Raw genomic sequence first — 22,594 nt, 5'->3', positions numbered from 1 at the left:
CCGGGCTCGCGCCGAGGCCTCCGGCTCAGCCCTTGTCGAGGACGGCCATGTCCGCCGGGTCCACGCCACCGAAACGGCGGTCGCGGGAGGCGTACTCCACGCAGGCGCGCCACAGGTCACGGCGGTCGAAGTCCGGCCACAAAACGTCCTGGAAGACCATCTCCGCGTAGCTGCTCTGCCAGATCAGGTAGTTCGAGGTGCGCTGCTCGCCGCTGGGGCGCAGGAACAGGTCGACGTCCGGCATGTCCGGGTAGTACAGGTACTTCTGGAAGGTCTTCTCGTTGACCTTCCCCGGGTCCAGCCTGCCCGCCGCCACATCCTCCGCGATCTTCTTCGCGGCGTCGGCGACCTCGGCGCGGCCGCCGTAGTTCACACAGAAGTAGAGCGTCATCGCGTCGTTGCCGACGGTCTGCTCCTGGGCCACCTGGAGCTCCTGGACGACCGACTTCCACATCTTCGGCATCCGGCCGACCCAGCGGATGCGGATGCCGAGCTCGTCCATCTCGTCACGGCGGCGGCGGATGACGTCCCGGTTGAAGTTCATGAGGAAGCGGACCTCCTCGGGGGAGCGCTTCCAGTTCTCCGTGGAGAAGGCGTAGAGGGAGAGGTTCTTGACGCCCATCTCCAGGCAGCCCTTGAGCACGTCGAGGACCACGCCCTCGCCGACCTTGTGGCCCTCGGTGCGCGGCAGGCCGCGCTCCTGGGCCCAGCGGCCGTTGCCGTCCATCACACAGGCCACGTGGTTGGGCACCAGCTCGGCGGGGAGCTTCGGCGGACGGGCACCGGAGGGGTGCGGCTCGGGGACCTTGTACTCCCGGCGCTGCCGTCCGAGGATTCCGCGTCGTGCGATGGCCATGGCGATGGATCTCCTAGCTCTTCTCTACATACCGCAGGGAGCGCAGGCCGCGCTCCAGGTGCCAGTGCAGATAGGCGGACACCAGCCCGCTCCCCTCCCTGACGTGACGCGGCTCGCACGCGTCCGCAGTCGCCCAGTCGCCGGTGAGCAGCGCGCTGAGCAGGCCGATGGCCTCCGGAGAGGGTACGACGCTGCCGGGCACCCGGCAGTCGCCGCATATGACGCCGCCCGCCGCGACCGAGAAGAACCGGTTGGGCCCGTGCAGCCCGCACTTCGCGCAGTCCTCGAAGCTCGGCGCGTAGCCGTTGACGGCGAGGGAGCGGAGCAGGAAGGCGTCGAGGATCAGATGGGGTGCGTGTTCACCCCGGGCGAGGGTGCGCAGCCCGCCGACGAGCAGCAGGTACTGCTGCACGGCCGGCTCGCCCTCGTTGTCCGTGAACCGCTCGGCCGTCTCCAGCATCGCCGTCCCCGCGGTGTAGCGGGCGTAGTCGGTGACGATCCCGCCGCCGTAGGCGGCGATGGTCTCGCTCTGGGTGCAGAGCGGGAGCCCGCGCCCCACGAGATCGCTCCCGCGGGCGAAGAACTGCACGTCGACGTGGGAGAAGGGTTCGAGCCTGGCGCCGAACTTCGACTTGGTCCGTCGCACTCCGCGCGCCACGGCGCGTACCCGTCCGTGACCGCGCGTGAGGAGCGTGATGATGCGGTCCGCTTCCCCCAGCTTCTGGGTGCGCAGCACGATGCCGTCGTCGCGGAACAGACTCATGCGGCCCATTCTCCCGTACGGGGGAAGTGCCCCGTGGCCGCTCCCGCCCTCACGGCACCTCGCCCCGGCTGCGGGCGTTCGCGTGCGCGGTGGCGGCCCGGAGGCGCTCGGCGGAGGTGGCCTCGCGGACGTCCTCCGGCTCCGCGTCCCACTCGCGCCCGCCGCCGAGCGGCCGCAGCTGGATGTACGGGCCCTCGTGCCCCATGACCGTGCCCACACGACCGGTGCGGATCTCGACGGCGTACGACCCGATGGGCAGTTTCATGACGGCCCCTTTCTTCCCCCGGCAGTACGGCGGGGTTCCTCGCGCAAATCCGCCACCGTCTCGCTCGTTCTTCGACGGCCCCGATGTCGACCGCGTGAACTGTTCCTTCACCAACGCATCCCTTTCCGAATCCATTTCGCGTTTACCGCACCCGAGGTGGTGCGAAATCCGTAGAATCGGCAGATGCGCAGGTCCTGGAACTGCCCGGCGGAGCCGGGGAGTTAAGCCATGGCCAAGGCGAGGCTCGAACAGAGAATGCACAAGCCTCACCCGGACGGGACGCGCCCATTCGAGGACGCCCTGCAAACCGGCACCCTTTTCGAACGGGCGAATCGCAAACGCCCCAGCGGTGACACACCACGCACGGAACGGCGCACCCCGACGTGCTGCCGGGGTGCGCCGCGGAGGATCCTGCCCCACCCGCCGCCGCGCGTCAGAGGCTGCGGGCGGTGATGTCGCCGCGGGAGGTGGTGGCACGGATGTCGAGTGCGACGGTTCCGTCGTTCTTGAGGGCGTTGTCGACGCGGCCGTGGTCGGTACCGGCGTCCAGGGCGGCCGAGACGCCGGCGGCCGCGACGACCGAGATGTCGCCGGACTGGGTACGGAGCACGACCGTGCCGCGCACGGCCTCGGCGATCCGGATGTCGCCCCGTGCGGTGCTGATCTCCGCGGAGCCGCCCAGCCGGCCGACCTCGACGTCGCCGTCGACCGCGGCGAGGCGGAGGCTCGCGGCCTCGTCGATCCTGATCCGGCGGTAAGCCCCTTCGAAGGCGACGTCGCCGAGCCGTCCGACGCCGTGGAGTTCGCAGGCGCCGGCCTTGCCCTCGACGCGGGAGCCGGCGGGCAGCTGGACCGTCACCTCGACGGATCCGGCGTCACCCAGGATCCGGCTCTCCGCCGCGGGGGCCTCGATCCGCAGGACACCGTCGCCGTAGGAGACGACCATCCGCTCCGCCGCCTTCACATCACGGCTCTTGGAGGGGTCGGCGGGGCGGACCTCGACGGTGGCGTCGGCGCGGTCGGCGGCGACGAACCGAAGGCGTCCGGCGGGGACGTTCACAACGGCGGCGATCGGCGCGGTGGTGTCGAACTTCTGCATCATGCTCTCCTGTGATCCGTTGCTGTTTCCGATGAAGGAAAAGCTACGTTGCGTTCGAAGAACAGGCAACACACTTGCTGCGCAGAATCACCATCACTGCAGGCCACTAAGGCTTTTTCGTTGCAACGCTTCGTAACGTAACGCAACGTCAGACCATCAGGCCGTTGCAATGAATGACGGTGAACGCTCAGCGTGCACCACGACACCCATCCCTGCGGCGACGTCCAGCCCCTCCTTTGAGGAGTCATAAGTTCACCTTATGGGCTCATAGGCCGGGGGCGGGTACCGGTGCGCTTCAGGCGTTATTTAGGGTGACCTAAGTGACGACAGCCATCGTCGTCACGTCGTTTTGCGAAGGGAACCTGACATGCCCCGCCCTCTCCGGGTCGCGATCGTCGGCGCCGGCCCCGCCGGAATCTACGCCGCCGATGCGCTGCTGAAGTCCGAGGCCGCCGCCGAGCCGGGCGTGTCGATCGACATCTTCGAGCGGATGCCGGCCCCCTTCGGCCTCATCCGGTACGGCGTCGCGCCGGACCACCCGCGCATCAAGGGCATCATCACGGCTCTGCACCAGGTCCTCGACAAGCCGCAGGTCCGCCTCTTCGGCAACGTCGACTACGGCACCGACGTACACCTGGACGACCTGCGCGCCTTCTACGACGCCGTCGTCTTCTCGACCGGCGCCATGGCCGACCGTGAGCTGAAGATCCCCGGCGTGGAGCTGGACGGCTCCTTCGGCGCCGCCGACTTCGCCTCCTGGTACGACGGCCACCCGGACGTCCCGCGGACCTGGGAGCTGGAGGCCGAGAAGGTCGCCGTCCTCGGCGTGGGCAACGTGGCGCTCGACATCGCCCGCATCCTCGCCAAGACCGCGGACGAGCTGCTGCCGACCGAGATCCCGCCGAACGTCTACGACGGCCTGAAGGCCAACAAGGCCGTGGAGATCCACGTCTTCGGCCGCCGTGGCCCGGCGCAGGCGAAGTTCAGCCCGATGGAGCTGCGCGAGCTGGACCACTCCCCCACCATCGAGGTCATCGTCAACCCCGAGGACATCGACTACGACGAGGGCTCGATCGCCGAGCGGCGCAAGAACAAGCAGACCGACATGGTCGCCAAGACCCTGGAGAACTGGGCGATCCGCGACATCGGCGACCGCCCGCACAAGCTCTTCCTCCACTTCTTCGAGTCGCCGGTCGAGATCCTCGGCGAGGACGGCAGGGTCGTCGGCCTCCGGACCGAACGCACCGAGCTGGACGGCACGGGCAACGTCAAGGGCACCGGCCACACCACGGACTGGGACGTCCAGTCCGTCTACCGCGCCGTCGGCTACCTCTCCGACGAACTGCCCAAGCTCCCCTGGGACACCGCCTCCGGCACCGTTCCGGACGAGGGCGGCCGTGTGATCGAGGAGGGCGGCGCCCACCTGGCGTCGACGTACGTGACCGGCTGGATCCGCCGCGGCCCGGTCGGCCTCATCGGTCACACCAAGGGCGACGCCAACGAGACCGTCGCGAACCTGCTCGACGACTTCGCCAACGGCCGTCTCCTCACCCCCGAGACCCCCGAGAAGGACGCGGTCGTCGCCTTCCTGGAGACCAAGGGCATCACGTACACGACGTGGGAGGGCTGGTACGCCCTCGACGCCGCCGAGAAGGCGCTGGGCGAGCCGCAGGGCCGCGAGCGGGTGAAGATCGTCGAGCGCGAGGACATGCTCCGCGCGAGCGGCGTCGAACTCGGCTGACGCCACCGCCCGCAGGCACCGCCCTGCGACCGCGCGATGTCTCGCCCCGACCTCCCGGGCCCCCACCGGTACCTGACCGGTGGGGGCCCGGCCCGCGTCAGCGACTCGGTGCCACCAGGCCCGACTCGTAGGCGGCGATGACCAGTTGCGCCCGGTCCCGCGCCCCGAGCTTGCCCATGATCCGGCTGACATGGGTCTTCGCGGTGAGGGGCGAGAGCCCCAGCGCCTCCGCGATCTCCGTGTTGTTGAGACCTCTCGCCACCAGCGCGAGCACCTGGCGTTCCCGGTCCGACAGCTCTTCCGGTCCTCCCGTCACCGGTGTGTCCGGGGTGGCGAGGACCCTGGCTATCAGCCGCGCCGTCGGTCCCGGGGAGAGCAGGGACTCCCCCGCCGCCACCGTGCGGATGGCCGCGAGGAGCTCGGCCGGGCGGATGTCCTTGACCACGAAGCCCGAGGCGCCCGCCCGCAACGCCTCCAGGATGTGCTCGTCCGTGTCGTACGTCGTCAGGACCAGGACCTTCACCCCTGCCAGGTCCTCGTCGGCGGCGATCAGCCGCGTCGCCCCGATCCCGTCGAGCTCGGGCATCCGGACGTCCATGACCACCAGGTCCGCCCGCGCCGAACGGGCCAGCTCCACCGCCTCCTTGCCGTTGGCCGCCTGGCCCACGACCTCCATGTCGGGCGCCGAGTCGACGAGCATCGCGAACGACGCCCGGACGAGCGTCTGATCGTCCGCGAGCAGTACCCGGATCACGCCGTCACCCCCTCCCTCGCCACGAGCGGCAGCGCCGCCGTGACCTCGAAGCCCCCGCCGGCCCGCGGGCCCGCGCTCAGTGTCCCTCCCACACTCCGCGCCCGCTCGCGCATCCCGACGATCCCGTACCCGGAGCCGCCGCCGGAGCCGCCGACGCCCCCAGAGCCACCCGAGCCGCCCGAGCCGCCCGAGCCGCCCGGAGACGAGCCGCCGTCCGTCACCCGTACCGTCAACACCTGGTCCGCCAGGGCGACATCGACCCGGACACCTCCGTCCGCACCCCCGTGCCGGACGGCGTTGGTCAGCGACTCCTGCACGATCCGGTAGGCCGCAGCCCCCACCGCAGCCGGAACCTTCGCCTCCCCCGTCCGGAGCGTCAGGTCCGCACCCGAGGACCGTACGAGATCGGGCAGGGACGCGAGATCGGGCAGCGGGCCCTCCGGCGCGGCCCGCAGCACGTCCAGCGTCGTCCGCACCTCCGAGCGGGCCTCCCGGCACGTCTCGGCTATGCCGTCGAGCGCCCGGGCGAGCGCCTCCCGGTCGAGCCGGTCCGGGTCGGCGACCAGGACGTGCGCGGCGACCGACGTCTGCACGCCGATCAGGGTGATCGAGTGCGCCAGGAGATCGTGGAGGTCCCTGGCTATGCGCAGCCGCTCCTCGGCGACCTTCCGCTCCGCCTCGCGCTCGGCCCGGTCGACCACGCCCGCCACCAGCTGCCGGTAGAGCCGGATGCTCGCCCCGAAGACCAGCGTCGCCATCGCCCAGCCGGAGACCCGCAGCAGCTCCACCACCTCGTGCGGGTTGACGAAGATCTGGATGCTGAGGGTGATGGAGGTGATCGACAGACCCACGAACAGGGTCCGCCTCGGACTCCCGGTGGCCGCGACCGTGTACAGCGCGGTCATCGAGGTCGGTATCGGCGCCAGATGCATGTAGTCCAGCGCGTGGTAGGGAGCGACGCAGGCCACCACGGCGAGCAGCACCGGCATGGGCGCCTTGCGCCGCCACGCCAGCGGGACGTGCGCGGCGAGCAGCAGCGCCCAGCCGAGCAGGTCCGGCCGACGGCCGTCCTCGACGGTGAGCGCGATCACCGCCGCGAGGGCGGCGAAGACCGCCGCGGCAGCCGCGTCGCACCTCACCGGGTACGGCGCCGCCTGCGGGTCACGGGTGAAGGCCGCTGCGAAGTCCATGACGTCATCCTCCCTGCGGGCGGGGGCTCCTGACAGTCCGGGAAGCCCCCCACCCGCCCCCGATCACACCCGTACGGGAGCCCGCTCGGTCCCTGAATCACCTGTTGACGAACCGCCGGCCGACGAACCGCCGCTCGAAGAACCGTCGGCTGACGAGCCGTCGGCCGGCGAACCGCTAGCCGACGTGCCGGCCTTCGGCGAACCGCCGTTCGGCGCGGGCCTCTTGGCCAGCGGCCCCGGCCACCAGACCCTCCGGCCGAGCAGCACGCTCGCGCTCGTGACGAGGTACGTGCGGACCAGGAAGGTGTCGAGCAGGACGCCGACCGCGATCACGAAGCCCAGCTCCGCCAGTTGCACCATGGGCATGTTGACGAGGACCCCGAAGGTGGCGGCGAGGACGAGTCCCGCCGACGCGATCACGCCGCCCGTCGTGCGCAGGGCCGTCAGGGCCGCCGCACCCGGCTCGGAACCGTTCAGGCACTCCTCGCGCATCCGGTGCATCAGGAAGATGCCGTAGTCGACGCCGAGGGCGACGAGGAAGACGAAGGAGAGCAGCGCCAGGCCCGGGTCGGTCCCCCCGAAGCCGAAGAGGGACTCGAAGACGAGTCCGCCGATGCCGAGGGCCGCGCCCCAGACCGCGACGACTGCCGCGACCAGGATCAGCGGTGCGACGAGGCTGCGCAGCAGCACGATCAGGACGAGCAGGACGACGACGATGACGAGCGGCACGACGATGTTCCGGTCGCCGGCGTTGGTGTCGGTCATGTCGAGCTGTTCGGCGCTGGGCCCGCCGACGTACACGCCGTCACCGAGCGCGGTCCGCAGCTCCCTGATGGTCGCGGTCTCGGCCGCCGACTGCGGCGGGTCGGAGGCGACGACGGAGATCTCCGTCCAGCCGCCGCCGCTACGGCCCTGCTCCGCCTTCGCGACGCCGTCCGTCGCGAGGACGGTCCGCAGCGCCCCGGGGACGGCGTCGGTCGGGGCGACGACCGTGATGGGCTGGGTGCCCATCTCCGGGTACGCGGCGGCGAGCGTCTTCATCGCGGCGACCGCCTCCGGGGTGGAGGTGAAGGAGTCCTCCTGCTTGAGGGCGCCCGGCAGGTTCAGCACACCGAGCGCGAGCGCCGCCAGGGCGGCGGCGCCCGCGACCAGGACGGCCAGGGGACGGCGGCCCGCCGAGGAGCCCATCGCCGCGAAGAGGGAACGGCGGGCCGCCTTCGGCGCGCTCCCGTACGCCGGGATCAGGGGCCAGAACACCCGCCGGCCGAGAACGACGAGCAGCGCGGGAAGCAGCGTCGTCATCGCGACGAGCGCGCAGAGCACCCCGACGGCGGCCGTGGGGCCCATGCCCCGGCTGCTGTTCATGTCGGCGGCGAGCAGGCAGAGCATCCCCAGCGCGACGGTGCCGGACGAGGCGAGGACGGCGGGCCCGCAGCCGCGCAGGGCGGTGACCATGGCGTCGTACGGCCGCTCGGTACGGCGCAGCTCCTCGCGGTAGCGGGAGACGAGAAGGAGGGCGTAGTCGGTGCCCGCGCCGAAGACGAGGATCGTCATCACCCCGGTGCTCTGGCCGGAGACGCTGATGTCGAAGCCCTGGTGGAGTGCGTACGTGACGGCCATCGAGAGGTAGTCGGCGACACCCGCGACGACCAGGGGGACGAGCCAGAGGAAGGGGCTGCGGTAGATGACGATCAGGAGGATCGCGACGACGGCGACAGTCGTGTAGAGGAGGGGTCCGTCGAGGGAGTTGTAGACCTCGCTCGCGTCGGTGGCGAGCGCGCCGGGGCCGCCGACCTCGCCGCTCACCGTCTCGCGGACGTCGAGCACGAAGGCGTCCCTGGCCGCTTCGTCCGCACCGGGCTCGGTGCTGGACACGGCGTACAGGAGGGTGCTGCCGTCCTCGGAGGGGACGGGCACCGGGGGCGACGTGAGCGGGTGCTCCGCCGCCACCCGCTCCACCTCCCGGGCGGCGGTGGCCTTGTCGGCGGCGCTCAGCCCGCCGTCGCGGTGGTAGACGAGCACGAGGTCGGTGGAGTCTCCGCCCGGCAGCTGCTCGGTGATCTTCGCGACCTGGGTCGAGTCGGCGCTCGCGGGCAGATAGTCGACGGCGCGGTCGCGCTGTACGTCGCCGAGCTTTCCGGCGAGGGGTGCGGCGAGGGCGATCAGGATCACCCACAGGGCCAGCACCCCCCAGCCGACGGTCCTCTTACGGCCCTCCATGGCGGGGGCTCCCTCCGGTCGGTGCGGTCGTCTGGGTCGATCCCAGACTCCCGTCGTCCCGCCGCGGATTCCTCGCGCTGAAGGCCGAGTTGAGGGCTACTGCCGGGGGCGGTACGGAGGCCCGGTTACTCCGCGGGGAGTACGGGAGGCCGTGCGCGCCGCGCGCTCATATTCTGGAAGGGCCGGCACGGCCGGGAAGGGATGTGAGCGGCGATGGCCGTCCCCGTCGACGAGACCTCCGCCGTCGCGCGGGCGCGGGACGCGGCGGCCCGGGACGCGTGGGCCGAGGCGTACGTCCTGCTGCGCGACGCCGACCGGCATCCGACCGCCGCCCTGGACGCCGCCGACCTGGACCTCCTCGCCGACGCCTCCTGGTGGACGGGGCACGTGGACGAGTCGGTCACCGCGCGGCTGCGCGCCCACGCGGGGTACGTGGCGGCGGGCGACCACCGCGGGGCGGGCCAGGTGGCCTGGTGGCTGCACTTCGAGTACCGCTGCCTCGGCCGGCCCGCGGCGGCGGCCGGGTGGCTGCACCGGTCCCGGCACCACCTGGAGGGCGACCCGGACTGCCCCGAGCAGTGCCTCATCGCCTGGACGGACTCCGAGGAGGCCCAGGAGCACCGCGATCCGGAGGCGGCGCTGGCCGCGGCGCGGCGCATGGAACGCCTCGCCCTCGACTCCGGCAGTCCGGACCTGATCGCCCTGGGCCGTCAGGCGCACGCGGCGGTCCTCCTCGCGAACGGCCACCGGGCGGAGGGACTCGCGCTCCTCGACGACGCGATGTGCGCGGTGACGGCGGGCGAGCTGAGCGGGATGTTCACCGGCTGGCTCTTCTGTCTGGCGCTGACCCAGTGCATGGAGGCGGCGGACCTCGGCCGCGCGGTGGAGTGGACGGACGCGGCGATGGCCTGGTGCGAGGTCCCCTGGTCACAGCACGTCCGCGTGCCGGACACGGAGAGCCGCCCCGCACCGCCCGGGCCGGCGCCCGGGGCTCCGGGCGGCCCGCCCGAAGCCGCAGCCGACTCCCCCTACCCCGTATCCGCCCCTGCCCCCACCCCCGACGCCGTCACGGACAACCCGTTCCGCGGGCTGTGCCGGATCCACCATGTCGAGGTGCTCGATCTCCGCGGGGCCTGGGAGCTCGCCGAGGCCGAGGCGGCGCGGGTCTGCCACGAGGTACCGGTGGACAGCCTCGACGTCGCCGCGGAGGCGTACTACGCGGCGGGCGAGATCCGGCGGCGCCAGGGCCGCCTGGACGACGCCGCCACCGCGTACGCGCACGCCCACGAGCTCGGCCGCATCCCGCAGCCGGGTCTCGCGCTGCTCCGGCTCGCGCAGGGCAAGGCCGACGCCGCCGTGACGGGCCTGAAACTGGCCCTGGCCTGCCGGGGCGACCAGGCCCACGACCTCCTCGGCCGGGCACGGCTCCTCGCGGCGCGGACGGAGGTGGCGCTGGCCGTGGGGGACCTGGACGACGCCGCGGAGGCGGTCGCCGAACTGGAGGCGCTGCCCGGCGAGGCGCCGCTCCTGGGCGCCGTCGCCGACACCGCCCGGGGCGCACTCGATCTTGCCCGCCACGAGCCGGCCGCCGTGCGTCCGCTGCGCCGTGCGCTGGCCTGCTGGCTGGAGCTGCGCGTCCCGTACGAGGCCGCGCAGGTACGGATGCTGCTCGCCGCGGCCGACCGGGCGGCGGGTGACGAGGAGGCGGCGCGGCTGGAGCTCATGGCAGCCCGGGCCGCCTTCGAGCGGCTCGGCGCACTGCCCGACGCCCGCCGCGCGGCGGCCCTGCTGACGGCGAGGCGGCGCCGCCCGCTCCCGGGCGGCCTGACCGCCCGCGAGGCGGAGGTGCTCCGGCTGGTCGCGGAGGGCGGCACGAACCGGGATGTCGCCCGGGCGCTGGTGATCAGCGAACACACGGTGGCCCGCCATCTGAACAACATCTTCGCCAAGCTGGACGTGACCTCCCGTACCGCCGCCACGGCCTACGCCTACGCCCACGGCATGGCCGGCGCACCCGCGTAGCCGATCGCCCGGGACGGCCAGGGCGGGACGGCCAGGGCGGGACGGCCAGGGCGGGACGGCCGGGGCAAGGGCTCCCGTCCCGCCCCCATGGGCCGTTTCGCCCACGACCGGCCCACGCCCGACATGGGTGGTTCGAGCGATGCCCGCGCCCTCGCCCCCGGCCTAGAACGGGGGCATGGACACCACCGGCACCACCCTGACCGCGGAGCCCCCCGACCCGCCCCCGGAAAGGCCTCCCGCCTCATCCCCCGACCCACCGCCCGCCTCATCCCCCGACCCACCACCCGCCTCGGCCCTCGGCACCCTCCGTGCCTCCGTCCGCGGCGACGTCGTCGTCCCCGGCGACCCCGCCTACGACGAGGCCCGCCGGGTCTACAACGCCCTCCACGACCGCCACCCGGCCGTCGTCGTCCGCGCCGCGGACGCGGGCGACGTGATCGCCGGCATCCACTTCGCCCGGGACCACGCGCTGCCGCTCGCGGTCCGCGGCGGCGGCCACGCCGTCGCCGGTCACGGCACGGTCGACGACGGGCTCGTCGTCGACCTGTCCCGGATGCGCTCGGTCCGCGTCGACCCCGTGGGCCGTACCGCCCGGGCCGAAGGCGGCTGCACCTGGGGCGACTTCGACCACGCCACGCACGCCTTCGGCCTGGCCACCACCGGCGGCGTCGTCTCCACGACCGGCGTCGGCGGTCTGACCCTCGGCGGCGGGATGGGCAACCTGGCCCGCCGCTACGGGCTGAGCTGCGACAACCTCGTCGAGGCCGACGTGGTGACGGCCGAGGGCACCCTCGTCACCTGCGACGCCGAACGGCACCCCGAACTCTTCTGGGCGCTGCGCGGCGGCGGAGGCAACTTCGGGGTCGTCACCTCGCTCGTCCACCGCCTGCACCCCGTCTCGGACGTCCTCGGCGGAATCGACCTCCACCCGCTCGACGGGGATGTGGCCCGGCGCTGGCGGGACATGATCACCGAGGCACCGGAGGAGCTCAACGCGATCTTCGTCGTCATCCTCGGTCCGGACCTGCCGTTCGTGCCCGAGCGCTGGCACGGCCGACCGCTCTGCGGTCTGCTGACCTGCTACAGCGGCCCCGCCACGGAGGACGAGAAGGTCCTCGGCCTCCTCGACGAGCTGGGCCCGGTCGTGGGCAGGTTCGTGGAGCGGATGCCGTACCCGGCGGTCAACACGCTCTTCGACGAGGATCTGCCGCCGGGGCTCTACCACTACTGGAAGGGCAACTTCAGCCGCGATCTCAGCGACGGCGCCATCGACGTCCACATGCGTTACGGCCGGACGCTGCCGTCGATGGAGAGCGACACGGCCATCTTCCCGATCGACGGCGCGTGCCACCGCGTCGGCCCCGAGGACACCGCGTTCGCCCACCGCGACGCCTCGTTCTCGGCCGCGATCGGCACGACGCACACGGACCCGGCGGACAACGAGGCGAACATCGCCTGGACGCGGGCGTACGACCGGGACCTGCGGCCGCACACCGAGGAGGCCGGATACATCAACTTCATGGACGCCGACGACCAGGGCCGGGTGCGCGCCAACTACCGGCAGAACTACGACCGCTTGCGTGCGGTCAAACGCCGCTACGACCCCGGCAACCTCTTCCGGCTCAACCACAACATCGAGCCGTGAGCCCGCGAGCCGTGAGCCGTGAGCCGCCAGAAGAGCCGTCCTACAGCAGCGTCCTCGCCGTGGCGAGCAGCCGGGCGGTGTCGTCGGAGCAGAGCGCGAGCGCGTTCCCGACGGTGTGGAGCACGTCCCGCTCCGCGGGGCTGTACGCCCCGTCCGCGAGCGCGATCCTGGCTCCCTGGAGCAGGATCGATTCGCGCCCGGAGGCCGCCAGATGCGGGGCGAGCGGCTCCAGGGCCTCGTGCAGCTCGATGGCCAGGGCCGCGCCGCCGCCGCCCGCGTCGGGCAGGAACCGGCCGGTGTCGGCGGCGAGCGCCTCGACGAGGTCGGTGAGCTGGACTCCGGTGCACTCGTCGAAGCCGGCCGCGCGGACCGCCGTGACCGCGGTGTCCACGGCCGTACGGGACGAGGTGCCGCCCGCGGCGAGGACGGCGAGGGCGACCGTGTGCACGCCGTCCCGCAGCATCGCGGCGAACCGGCTCGTCGTCGGGTGGTCGAGCGCCTCGGTGCCGAAGTGGGTGTGGCACGCGGTGCATTCGACGACGGGCCCGGCGAGGCCGCGGGGCAGCAGGGGGACGCCCAGGACGGCGAACCGGCGGCGTCCCGTCCGCCTGCGGTAGTTGCGGTCGCCGCCGCATTCCTCGCAGAAGAACTCGCCGTCTCCGACGGTGTTCCAGGAGGTACGAACGCCGCAGAGGATCACTTTTCGTCCGCGTGACTCTCGGGCAGACCGCACGCCGCACCTCCCTTGACGACCCGGCGACTTTGCCGACGTGGGGAGTGATGTTAACCACATCCATGATGTGGCGTCAGCACCTCGTCGACAGATCGCCATCGACTTGGCCGAGACACGACACCGCCGCGAGAGGGGCTCGGAGCCGCCGCTCCAGCCCGAAAGGGGCCCGTCCGTGTGGACGGGCCCCTTTCGGGTACTTCGCCGTGTCAACCGGAAAGGGTGACGGACCACCCCGGCCCGGGGAGGCGTTCCGGCCCGGGGAGGCACCCCGGCCCGGGCGGGCGGATCAGCGGGCGGAGCGGTTGACCGCCGAGATGACGGCCTTCAGCGAGGCGCGGGTGGTGTTGGCGTCGATGCCGATGCCCCACAGGACCTTGCCGTCGATGGCGCACTCGATGTACGAGGCGGCCTGCGCGGAGGCGCCCTCGCTCATCGTGTGCTCCTGGTAGTCCAGCAGACGGGCGTCCACGCCGATCGACTGCAGCGCGGCGAAGAAGGCGGAGATCGGACCGTTGCCGGAGCCGGTCAGGACGGTGTCGACGCCGTCGACGACGGCCTCCACGGTCAGCGTGTCGGTGCCGTCCGTGTCCGAGGTGGTCTGGCCGGAGCGCAGCTGGATACGGCCCCAGGCGTTGTCCGGGTTCGGCAGGTACTCGTCCTGGAAGACCGACCAGATGGCGGCCGGCGTGACCTCGCCGCCCTCGGAGTCCGTCATCTGCTGGATGATCTTCGAGAACTCGATCTGCATCCGGCGCGGCAGGTCCAGCTTGTGGTCGTTCTTCAGGACGTACGCGATACCGCCCTTGCCGGACTGCGAGTTGACCCGGATGACGGCCTCGTAGGAGCGGCCGACGTCCTTCGGGTCGATGGGCAGGTACGGGACCGCCCACTCGATGTCGTCCACGGTCTTGCCCTGGGCGGCCGCGTCGGCCTCCATGGCGTCGAAGCCCTTCTTGATGGCGTCCTGGTGGGAGCCGGAGAAGGCGGTGTAGACCAGGTCGCCCGCGTAGGGGTGGCGCGGGTGGACCTCCATCTGGTTGCAGTACTCGCTGGTGCGGCGGATCTCGTCGATCTGCGAGAAGTCGATCTCCGGGTCGACGCCCTGGCTGAACAGGTTCATGCCCAGGGTGACCAGGTCGACGTTGCCGGTGCGCTCGCCCTGCCCGAACAGGCAGCCCTCGATGCGGTCGGCGCCGGCCATGACGGCCAGCTCCGCCGCCGCCACGGCCGTACCGCGGTCGTTGTGCGGGTGGACGGACAGGCAGACGTACGCGCGGCGGGTCAGGTTCCGGGACATCCACTCGAACCGGTCCGCGTGCGTGGAGGGCGTCGAACGCTCCACGGTGGCGGGCAGGTTCAGGATGATCTCGCGGCCCTCCTCGGGCTGCCAGACGTCACAGACCGCCTCGCAGACCTCCAGGGCGAAGTCCAGCTCGGTGTCGGTGAAGATCTCCGGGCTGTACTGGTAGCCGAAGACCGTGTCGTCGCCCAGCAGCTTGTCGGCGTACTCCATGACCAGCCGCGTGCCGTCGACGGCGATCTGCTTGATGTCCTCCTTCGAGCCGCGGAAGACGACCCGGCGGAAGGTGGGCGCGGTGGCGTTGTACAGGTGGACGGTGGCGCGCTTGGCGCCGACCAGGGACTCCACGGTCCGCTCGATCAGGTCCTCACGGGCCTGGGTCAGGACGGAGATGGTGACGTCGTCCGGGATCGCGCCCTCTTCGATGATGGAGCGTACGAAGTTGAAGTCGGTCTCGCCGGAGGACGGGAAGCCGACCTCGATCTCCTTGTAGCCCATGCGCACCAGCAGGTCGAACATCTCGCGCTTGCGGGCGGGGCTCATCGGGTCGATCAGCGCCTGGTTGCCGTCGCGCAGGTCGGTCGACAGCCAGCGGGGAGCCTTGGTGATGCGCTGCTCGGGCCAGGTGCGATCGGGGATGTGGACGGCTTCGTACCGGCCGTACTTGTGGATCGGCATGCCGGACGGCTTCTGCGTCCGGGTGGCGTTGGTGATGGGCGTCGGACGGCCAACGGGCTGAGACATTGCGTAGGGCTCCTCGGGTCCTTCCGGGGGGACGGCCGACTGTCGAACGCAACACCAGGTCCCGCGGGGAGGGGGTCGGCCTACGACTACAGGCCCTCGCCGCGGCAGCTAAGGAGAAGCAGCCCGAAACGCATGATGTGCCGCAGCCTAGCTCAGGTCCGCGGAGCGCGGACGTCCTGTTCAGTATGCGGGACGGCCGGGCCGACAATACGAAAGGGTGACGAATCACTCCATTTCGCGGATCATGGTCGCCTCTAGTGACAGTGACGTGACCCAGTGCCACATTGCTGGCATGACCTCCCACGCGTACGTCCCCGTCCACCCGGTCTTCTGCACGATCGTGCCGCCGCACCTCCTGGAGCACCTGGCAGCCTCCGACAACCCGGCCGTCGCGGCGGTCGCCCGGCGCACGCTGGTCGCCGACGCGATGAACCGGACCAGCCGCGTCCTCTCCCAGCCGGCCGTGACCCGGTCCGCGGGGCCCGCGGAACCGGCGGAGTCCGCCCGCCCCCGCCGCACGGTGTACGACGCGCGGAACGGCACGGAGCTGCCGGGTGCCGTGGTGCGCGAGGAGGGCCAGGAGGCCACCGGCGACGCCACGGTCAACCGCGCGTACGCCGGGCTCGGCGCCACCTTCGACCTCTTCCTGAAGGGCTTCGGCCGGGACTCCGTCGACGGCGCGGGGCTGCCGCTCCTGGCGACCGTCCACTACGACCGGAACTACGGCAACGCCTTCTGGAACGGCGAGCAGATGGTGTTCGGCGACGGCGACGACGAGATCTTCCTCGACTTCACGCTGCCCGTGGACGTGATCGGTCACGAGCTGGCGCACGGCTTCACCCAGTACACGGCGAACCTGGAGTACTTCAGCCAGTCGGGCGCGCTCAACGAGTCCGTCTCGGACGTCTTCGGCTCACTCGTGAAGCAGTACACGCTCGGCCGGAGCGCACAGGACGCGGACTGGCTCATCGGCGAGGGCCTGTTCCACCCGAACGTGGAGGGGGCGGCGCTGCGCTCGATGAAGGCCCCCGGCACGGCGTACGACGACGACGTCCTCGGCAAGGACCCCCAGCCGGGCCACATGGACGACTACGTCCGCACGAGCCGCGACAACGGCGGGGTGCACATCAACTCGGGCATCCCGAACCACGCCTTCTACCTCGTCGCCACCGAGCTGGGCGGCAACGCCTGGGAGCGGGCGGGGCAGATCTGGTACGACGTGATGACCGGCGGGACGCTCACCCCCGAGACGCGGTTCTCCGAGTTCGCGGCGGCGACGGTGGCGGCGGCGCGGGCGCGGTACGGGGACGGGGAGGAGATCCAGGCCGTCCTGAAGGCCTGGGGAGCTGTGGGCGTGCCGACGGACTGATAGACCAGGGGCATGCGTATTCGAGTGCGGCGCACCGGCGGCTTCGCGGGCATCGAGCGGTCGGCCGAGGTGGACACCTCCGGCCGGCAGGACGCCGGGGAGTGGCACACGCTGGCCGTCGCCGTTCTCCGGGAGGGGAACGGCGACGTCCGGGGCGTGCCGGACGGCTTCTCGTACGAGATCACGGTCGACGACGAGACGGTCCGCTGCTGCGACCCGCGCCTGACGGAGTCGCAGCGTGCCCTGATCACGAAGGTCCTGAAGGAAGGCGCCTGACCGCGACGGCCGCTGCGGTCGGGGCGGCCGCGACGGCGGCTACGGCTGTCCCACAGGCGCGCGGAGGCTTCAGAAGCCGAGCTTGCGGAGCTGCTTGGGGTCGCGCTGCCAGTCCTTCGCGACCTTCACGTGGAGGTCGAGGAAGACCGGGGTCCCGAGCAGCGCCTCGATGTGCTTGCGGGACTTCATCCCGACCTCCTTCAGGCGGCTGCCCTTCGGGCCGATGATGATCCCCTTCTGGCTGGGGCGCTCGATGTAGACGTTCGCGTGGATGTCGAGCAGCGGCTTGTCCGCCGGGCGGTCCTCGCGCGGGATCATCTCCTCGACCACGACCGCGATCGAGTGCGGCAGCTCGTCCCGGACGCCTTCGAGCGCGGCCTCACGGATCAGCTCCGCGACCATCACCATCTCCGGTTCGTCCGTGAGGTCGCCCTCGGGGTAGAGCGGCGGGGACTCCGGCAGGAGCGGGATCAGCAGGTCCGCGACGAGCTGGACCTGCTTGTCGCCGACGGCCGAGACCGGAACGATCTCCTGCCACTCGAAGCCCAGCTCCTTGGCGAGCTGGTCGACGGCGATGAGCTGCTCGGCGAGCGTCTTGGAGTCGACCAGGTCGGTCTTGGTGATGATCGCGACCTTCGGGGTCTTCTTGATCCCCGCGAGTTCCTTGGCGATGAAACGGTCGCCGGGGCCGAGCTTCTGGTCGGCGGGCAGGCAGAAGCCGATCACGTCGACCTCGGCCCACGTCGTGCGCACGACGTCGTTCAGGCGCTCGCCGAGGAGCGTGCGCGGCTTGTGGAGGCCGGGCGTGTCCACGAGGATCAGCTGCGCGTCCGGGCGGTGCACGATGCCGCGCACGGTGTGCCGGGTGGTCTGCGGCCGGTTGGAGGTGATCGCCACCTTCTGGCCGACCAGAGCGTTCGTGAGGGTGGACTTGCCCGCGTTGGGGCGGCCGACGAAGCAGGCGAAGCCGGCCCGGTGGACGGCTTCGGATTCTTGGTTACGAGCGCTCATGGGGGCCATTCTCCCCGATGCGGGACGTCGTCACGTACTCAGTGCCCGCCGGAGCCCCTGCGGCGCCGGACCCGCAGCCCGATCAGCGCCGCCGCTCCCCCGGCGAGCACGGTGGCCGCGGCGAGCCAGGGCAGCGCGAGGAAGGTGGCGCGCCCGGTCTCCCGTACGTCCTTCGCGGTGGCCGTGAGCGTCACCTCGCCCCAGTCGAACTGCGGCGACCCCGTCCACCGCTCGGTCAGCCGGATCTTCTGGCGGGGCAGCAGCTCCGAGGGGATCTTCGCCAGGTCGCGGGCGAGCAGGGTGCGGCCGAAGACGCCCTCGGCGCGCAGGGCGACCCGGGGGTTGAGGGTGACGTTGCCGCGGTTGTGGAGCGTGTACGAGATGAGGGCGGTGCTCTTTCCGGCGCCGGGGACGAGCGGCCGGTCCTGGTCGAGGGTGACGTCCTCGACCGCGAGCGCGGGGACCGTGGGGCCGTTGACCCGGAGGTAGACCCTGGCTCCGACGGCCCGCTGGACGCCGACCGCGACCGAGCCCTTCCCGCCGGACTCCACGCGCTCGTCGAGGGCGACGACGGCGCCGGGGTGGTCTCCGGGCTCCGCGTCCTCGGGGACGGTCAGGGTGTACGGCACGGTGACGGAGGAGCGGGCCGGGACGGTGACGCGGGTGCGGGCGGGTGCGATCCAGGCACCGGCGCCGGTCTGCTTCTCCCGGCTGGTGCGGATGGCGAAGCCGCCGTCGCGTTCGGTGTTGTAGGCGTCGGCGCCGTAGAGCCGGAAGGTGAGGGGGGTGCCGGTCTTGTTGGTGACGGTGACCTCGTCGGTGACGGTCGTACCGGGGTCCGCGGAGAGGTAGAAGTACGGCCGGCTGCCGAGCTGGGAGGCGGCCGGGTAGACGGCCCACTCCCCGTTGTCGGCGGCTCGGGCGGACGGGGCGCCTAGCAGCACGAGCGCCGCCGCGACGAGGAGGACGTACAGCCTGGTGCGCACGGTGCGGACCCTCCCGGGGTTCGGAGCGGGGTTCCGGAGCAGGCTCCGGAGCAGGGTTCTGGGGGCGAGGTTCGGAGCGGGGGTTCGGAGCGGGGGTTCGGAGCGGGCCGACCGGGTGCGCGCCCGGCCCGCCGTGTGTGTGCCGAGGATCAGCTGAGCGTGAGCGTCAGGACGCCCGCGTACGAGCCGGGCGCGGTGAACGCCGGGACGTCGAGGGAGACCTTGGCGTCGACGGTGAACTCACCGCCGGTGAGCGTGCCGTTCGGGGTCGAGGCGAGGGTCGCCCCGCCGCTGCCGACCGTTCCCGCCGAGCCGGGTACGCAGGTGCTCGGGCTGCCGGCCTTGGTGGTGCAGGCCGGGGTCCAGCTGAGGGCTCCGGCGCCGATGGAGCCGCCGGGTCCGGTGAAGTCGGTGACCTTGCCGGTCAGGGACCAGCCCGCGGGGCCGCCGCGGAAGTCCTTGACCGTCACCGTCTTCAGATCGCCGGTGGCCGCGCCGCCCTGACCGAAGTCGACGGACGACAGCTGGACGGCGTCACCGGCCTGGGTCATCGACAGCTGCCCCGCCGCGACGGACGCCGTGAGCTTCTGGCTGTTCGGCGGCTGCGGGGTGTCGTCGATGACGGTGTACGCGGCGGGTCCGGCACCCTTCTCCGGGTCCCAGGCCGCACCCTCGTACGCCACGATCCCGGTGGTCGCCTTGTCGTTGACCTTCAGGCGGGCGACGAACCCGCCCGCGCTGTCGGTCGTGACGGTCATCCTGTCGGCGGTCTCCGCCGCGCCGGACCGGCCGACGACGGTGACCTCGGCGAGCGGCGTGAACTTGGCGCCGGTCACGGTGGTCCGGGCGCCCGGTGCGCCGGAGGCCGCGTCGAGCGCGATGTTGCGCTCGTTGGCTCCCGGCTGCGCGCTCGCGACGACCGTCTCGGAGACGGGGGCGGGCGGGTTCAGGACGGTACAGGGGGTGTCCAGCTCCATGATGTAGCTGGTGTGGATGTTGTAGTCGCCGGGCGACAGGCTGATCGAGCCGGGCGCGGTGACCGTGAACGTACCGGTCATCGAGAACGCCGGGAAGGCGCCCTTGCCGGGGACCGGCGGGTTCTTCTTGGGCCCGGTGACGGTGACCGCGCCGGACTGGGCGCCGCCGAGGACGACCTTGCCGCTCGGGGTCATGATGTCGGCCGGAAGGGCCAGGTCGACGGGGTTCGACGCGGCCGGCTTGGTGACGGTGTAGGTGACCGTGACGGTGTCGCCGACCTTGGGCGTGGGCTTGTCGACCGTGATCTCCGCCGTCGTGGTGCCTTCGATGGGCGGGATGCCGGCGATCGGCGGCGGGACGCAGCGGGTCGTGAAGTCCACCGCCTGGGACGCGGGCAGCGCTCCGGCCGGTGACGCCAGTGCGCCGGCGACGCCGAACACGAGGGCGGTGGCCCCGAGGGCGGCGGTCCAGCGCCGTCTTCGGGGCGGGTTTCTCAAAGCCATGTGTGTGCCCCCTCCTGAGGGATGAGAGGGCGCCATTGACGGCCGCGCGTGAGGAGAAGTCAATGGAATCGAAATGCACCGACTGATGGCCCATCAGATGCTGTCAAGATCGACGTTTTGCCTGGTCAGACGCGTGCGCAACACAGGTACCGGCGCCGCCCGAGGCGACGCCGGCGAGTGGTGCGACAGGGCCCGTCAGAAGACGAACGGCCCGGGCGACTGCGAGGTGACCGCGTCACAGTTCACGGTCACGCCGAAGATCGTCATGGTGAGCGCGGTGCCGGCGAAGTACGAGTTGAGACTGTCACCGGCTGCCACGGTCCCGCTGAGCGGACCGATGGTGACGGACTGGTTCGCCGCCAGGGCCGGGTTCCTGGTGCCGCTGAACACGCGGGTGCCGCCACCTCCCTTGGCCATCGTCAGCTGGGCCTTGATGGTGTCGGCGCCGACCGCGACCGGCGTCTTGACGGCCGAGGTGAGGGTGATCGTCGCGGCCGTACCGCTCTGGGTGGCCTGGAGGGTGGCGAGCCCTCCGCCCCAGAACCCGCAGTCGTACGTCGCCGTGGCGCTCCCCGGCGTCACGGCGGCGGCCGCCGGGGCGAAGGCGAGTCCGGTCACGGCGAGCGCGCCCGCGAGGACGGCACCGATTCCTAAGTTGCTGCCTCTCATGAGGTCGCACCCCTTCCCGATGAAGCACGCAGGGGTGCGGACGCTGCGTGAGGCGTAGATCTGACGGTCCGTCGGACGGACCGCTGTCATTGACGCGCACCGGACCGGGGAAGACAAGAGACGTTTCGTTGATTTTTCACAAACGCGCAAAGGGGGCCCGGCATGCTGCCGAGCCCCCTTTCCTGTCCGCCTGGACCTCAGCCCGCTGGACCTCGGCCCGCCTGGACCTCAGCCCGCCGTGACCGCGACGCGCAGCTGCCCGTCGGGCCCGGCGAGCAGGACGGGGGTGTCCGGACCACCGAGGTCGCGTACCGCCGCACGGTCCTCGTCCGACGCCGCGTCGGCGGTCGAGACGACGGCCGCGGCCTCCAGGGACTGGGCGCCACTGGCCACGGCCATCGCGACCGCGGTCTGCAGCGCGCTCAGCTTGAGCGACTCCAGGGCCACGGTCCCGGCCACGTACGTGCGACCGGTCTCGTCCCGTACCGCCGCGCCCTCGGGCACACCGTTGCGGGCGCGGGCGCTGCGCGCCAGCGTGATGATCTTGAGGTCCTCGGCGCCGAGGGCGCCGTGGTCAGGCTGATTCGTCATGCCCCGAGGATAGGTCGGGGCCCGGGATCAGCTCTGCGCGCCCTTCACGAACTTGTCGGTGGCGAGCTTGGCGAGGCCGTCGAAGTCCTTCTTGGCGGTGGCGGCGTCGGCGAGGTGCAGGAACCGCATCACACCGGTGCCCTGGCGGACGACGATGAGGTTCGGCTCGATCTTCATCCCGGGCGCGACCTCCAGCGACAGCTGGAAGGCGAGCGCCTCCTCCACCCCCTGCGGGGCGGTGATCTTCTTGACCGCGACCTTCATCTTCGTGCCGTCGGCCTCGGTGGTGAAGTCGGGGCAGGCGTCCAGCGCGCCGCCGAGCTTCTTGATGTAGTCCGCGGCGCCGGTGCCGTCGAAGGTCACGATCTCCTCGGTGATCTCGGAGTCGTTGTTGCCCACGGCGAAGTCGCCGGTGGCGCCCTTGGTGGCGCCGGCGATGTCGCCGCCCAGCATGGGGGCGAGCGGCTGGCAGGCGGGCTTGTCCACCTTGTAGACCGACGAGGTCGACTCGTGCTTGGTGGTCTTCCAGCCGGACGGCAGGTCCTTCACCTCGAGGATGCCGGCCTTCATCTGGGCGGCCGTCAGCGGCGTGGCGGGAGCCGCGGAGGTGGGAGCCGCGGACGTGGTGGCGGCCGGCTTGTCGGCGTCCTTCTTGGCGTCGTCCTTGGTGTCGCCGCCACCGCACGCGGCGACGAGGGAGAGCGCGGAGACGGTGAGGGCGGCGGCGAAGCCGTGGCGGATGCGAGTACGCATGATGGAGAGAACCCCTTGCAGGTGCGAGTGATGTGACTAACCGGCACCGGAGGGAGGGGGACGGCCGGATCGCCAGGAGAATATCCGGCCGCTGTGACATTCCTGTGCCCGGGGCATCCATCCCCG

Annotated in this window: 20 protein-coding genes; 5 read left to right on the top strand and 15 right to left on the bottom strand. The window is 71.7% G+C overall.

The genetic code is table 11. The features are described 5' to 3' along the window. Positions 1 to 25: 25 nt before the first annotated feature. From ACFVGW_RS16880 to ACFVGW_RS16865, 4 genes are all read right to left on the bottom strand, one after another. Positions 26 to 850 (bottom strand): isoprenyl transferase, encoded by an 825-nt coding sequence (locus ACFVGW_RS16880; protein WP_383225714.1) that lies wholly within the window; start codon positions 848 to 850, stop codon positions 26 to 28. 19 nt (positions 851 to 869) lie between these two features. Then, on the bottom strand, positions 870 to 1,619 hold the full coding sequence (recO, locus tag ACFVGW_RS16875; RefSeq protein WP_352187931.1) for a DNA repair protein RecO: 750 nt from the start codon (positions 1,617 to 1,619) through the stop codon (positions 870 to 872). 49 nt (positions 1,620 to 1,668) lie between these two features. Beyond that, positions 1,669 to 1,884: a hypothetical protein gene (locus ACFVGW_RS16870; protein ID WP_383225595.1), complete on the bottom strand. Its 216-nt coding sequence runs from the start codon at positions 1,882 to 1,884 to the stop codon at positions 1,669 to 1,671. A gap of 433 nt (positions 1,885 to 2,317) precedes the next feature. Next, positions 2,318 to 2,983 (bottom strand): DUF4097 family beta strand repeat-containing protein, encoded by a 666-nt coding sequence (locus ACFVGW_RS16865; RefSeq protein WP_385852691.1) that lies wholly within the window; start codon positions 2,981 to 2,983, stop codon positions 2,318 to 2,320. A gap of 367 nt (positions 2,984 to 3,350) precedes the next feature. On the opposite strand from ACFVGW_RS16865, the gene ACFVGW_RS16860 reads away from it, so the two are divergent. Next, on the top strand, positions 3,351 to 4,724 hold the full coding sequence (locus ACFVGW_RS16860) for an FAD-dependent oxidoreductase (RefSeq protein ID WP_385852510.1): 1,374 nt from the start codon (positions 3,351 to 3,353) through the stop codon (positions 4,722 to 4,724). 97 nt (positions 4,725 to 4,821) lie between these two features. Here the strand turns inward: ACFVGW_RS16860 and ACFVGW_RS16855 are convergent, their stop codons facing one another. From ACFVGW_RS16855 to ACFVGW_RS16845, 3 genes are all read right to left on the bottom strand, one after another. After that, the gene (locus tag ACFVGW_RS16855; protein WP_383225598.1) at positions 4,822 to 5,478 is read right to left on the bottom strand and encodes a response regulator; all 657 of its coding nucleotides are present in this window, start codon (positions 5,476 to 5,478) and stop codon (positions 4,822 to 4,824) included. After that, positions 5,475 to 6,668 (bottom strand): sensor histidine kinase, encoded by a 1,194-nt coding sequence (locus ACFVGW_RS16850; protein WP_385852509.1) that lies wholly within the window; start codon positions 6,666 to 6,668, stop codon positions 5,475 to 5,477. The genes ACFVGW_RS16855 and ACFVGW_RS16850 overlap by 4 nt, the downstream gene beginning before the upstream one ends. Positions 6,669 to 6,731: 63 nt before the next feature. Beyond that, a complete protein-coding gene (locus tag ACFVGW_RS16845) occupies positions 6,732 to 8,888 on the bottom strand; it encodes an MMPL family transporter (protein WP_385852508.1) in 2,157 nt (718 codons plus the stop codon). Between the two features lie 213 nt (positions 8,889 to 9,101). Between ACFVGW_RS16845 and ACFVGW_RS16840 the strand changes: the two genes are divergently transcribed. Next, positions 9,102 to 10,910 carry a LuxR C-terminal-related transcriptional regulator gene (locus ACFVGW_RS16840; RefSeq protein ID WP_385852507.1) on the top strand — a complete coding sequence of 603 codons (1,809 nt, stop codon included), beginning with the start codon at positions 9,102 to 9,104 and terminating at the stop codon, positions 10,908 to 10,910. 175 nt (positions 10,911 to 11,085) lie between these two features. Continuing rightward, the gene (locus ACFVGW_RS16835) at positions 11,086 to 12,555 is read left to right on the top strand and encodes an FAD-binding oxidoreductase (RefSeq protein WP_385852506.1); all 1,470 of its coding nucleotides are present in this window, start codon (positions 11,086 to 11,088) and stop codon (positions 12,553 to 12,555) included. Positions 12,556 to 12,595: 40 nt separating this feature from the next. Here ACFVGW_RS16835 and ACFVGW_RS16830 read toward each other — a convergent pair whose 3' ends face one another. Both ACFVGW_RS16830 and leuA read right to left on the bottom strand, forming a co-directional pair. After that, entirely contained in the window at positions 12,596 to 13,348 is a 753-nt protein-coding gene (locus ACFVGW_RS16830) for a TerB family tellurite resistance protein (protein ID WP_385852505.1), read from the bottom strand. A gap of 226 nt (positions 13,349 to 13,574) precedes the next feature. Then, positions 13,575 to 15,332, bottom strand: a complete 1,758-nt coding sequence (gene leuA / locus ACFVGW_RS16825) for a 2-isopropylmalate synthase (RefSeq protein WP_385852504.1) — start codon at positions 15,330 to 15,332, stop codon at positions 13,575 to 13,577. Between the two features lie 292 nt (positions 15,333 to 15,624). Here leuA and ACFVGW_RS16820 point away from each other — a divergent pair, with 292 nt between their 5' ends. After that, the gene (locus ACFVGW_RS16820; RefSeq protein WP_385852503.1) at positions 15,625 to 16,701 is read left to right on the top strand and encodes a M4 family metallopeptidase; all 1,077 of its coding nucleotides are present in this window, start codon (positions 15,625 to 15,627) and stop codon (positions 16,699 to 16,701) included. A gap of 12 nt (positions 16,702 to 16,713) precedes the next feature. Continuing rightward, entirely contained in the window at positions 16,714 to 16,977 is a 264-nt protein-coding gene (locus tag ACFVGW_RS16815; protein ID WP_383291185.1) for a protealysin inhibitor emfourin, read from the top strand. Between the two features lie 69 nt (positions 16,978 to 17,046). Here ACFVGW_RS16815 and era read toward each other — a convergent pair whose 3' ends face one another. The 6 genes from era to ACFVGW_RS16785 form a co-directional block, all read right to left on the bottom strand. Continuing rightward, positions 17,047 to 17,997, bottom strand: a complete 951-nt coding sequence (gene era / locus ACFVGW_RS16810) for a GTPase Era (RefSeq protein WP_385852502.1) — start codon at positions 17,995 to 17,997, stop codon at positions 17,047 to 17,049. Positions 17,998 to 18,026: 29 nt separating this feature from the next. Further along, positions 18,027 to 18,974 carry a WxL protein peptidoglycan domain-containing protein gene (locus tag ACFVGW_RS16805; RefSeq protein ID WP_385852501.1) on the bottom strand — a complete coding sequence of 316 codons (948 nt, stop codon included), beginning with the start codon at positions 18,972 to 18,974 and terminating at the stop codon, positions 18,027 to 18,029. A gap of 149 nt (positions 18,975 to 19,123) precedes the next feature. Next, the gene (locus tag ACFVGW_RS16800) at positions 19,124 to 20,455 is read right to left on the bottom strand and encodes a beta-xylosidase (RefSeq protein WP_383225618.1); all 1,332 of its coding nucleotides are present in this window, start codon (positions 20,453 to 20,455) and stop codon (positions 19,124 to 19,126) included. A 195-nt stretch (positions 20,456 to 20,650) separates the two neighbouring features. Continuing rightward, complete coding sequence (locus ACFVGW_RS16795; RefSeq protein WP_385852500.1) at positions 20,651 to 21,124, bottom strand: hypothetical protein; 474 nt, start codon at positions 21,122 to 21,124, stop codon at positions 20,651 to 20,653. A 228-nt stretch (positions 21,125 to 21,352) separates the two neighbouring features. After that, positions 21,353 to 21,715, bottom strand: a complete 363-nt coding sequence (locus tag ACFVGW_RS16790; RefSeq protein WP_352187914.1) for a cytidine deaminase — start codon at positions 21,713 to 21,715, stop codon at positions 21,353 to 21,355. A 27-nt stretch (positions 21,716 to 21,742) separates the two neighbouring features. Further along, complete coding sequence (locus ACFVGW_RS16785) at positions 21,743 to 22,468, bottom strand: hypothetical protein (protein ID WP_385852499.1); 726 nt, start codon at positions 22,466 to 22,468, stop codon at positions 21,743 to 21,745. Positions 22,469 to 22,594 lie beyond the last annotated feature (126 nt).

Origin of the sequence: Streptomyces sp. NPDC127129, assembly GCF_042671585.1 — a bacterium.
Lineage (GTDB): Bacteria > Actinomycetota > Actinomycetes > Streptomycetales > Streptomycetaceae > Streptomyces.
The sequence above is the reverse complement of the archived record's forward strand: the minus strand, read 5'-3'. Positions and strand labels throughout refer to the sequence as shown.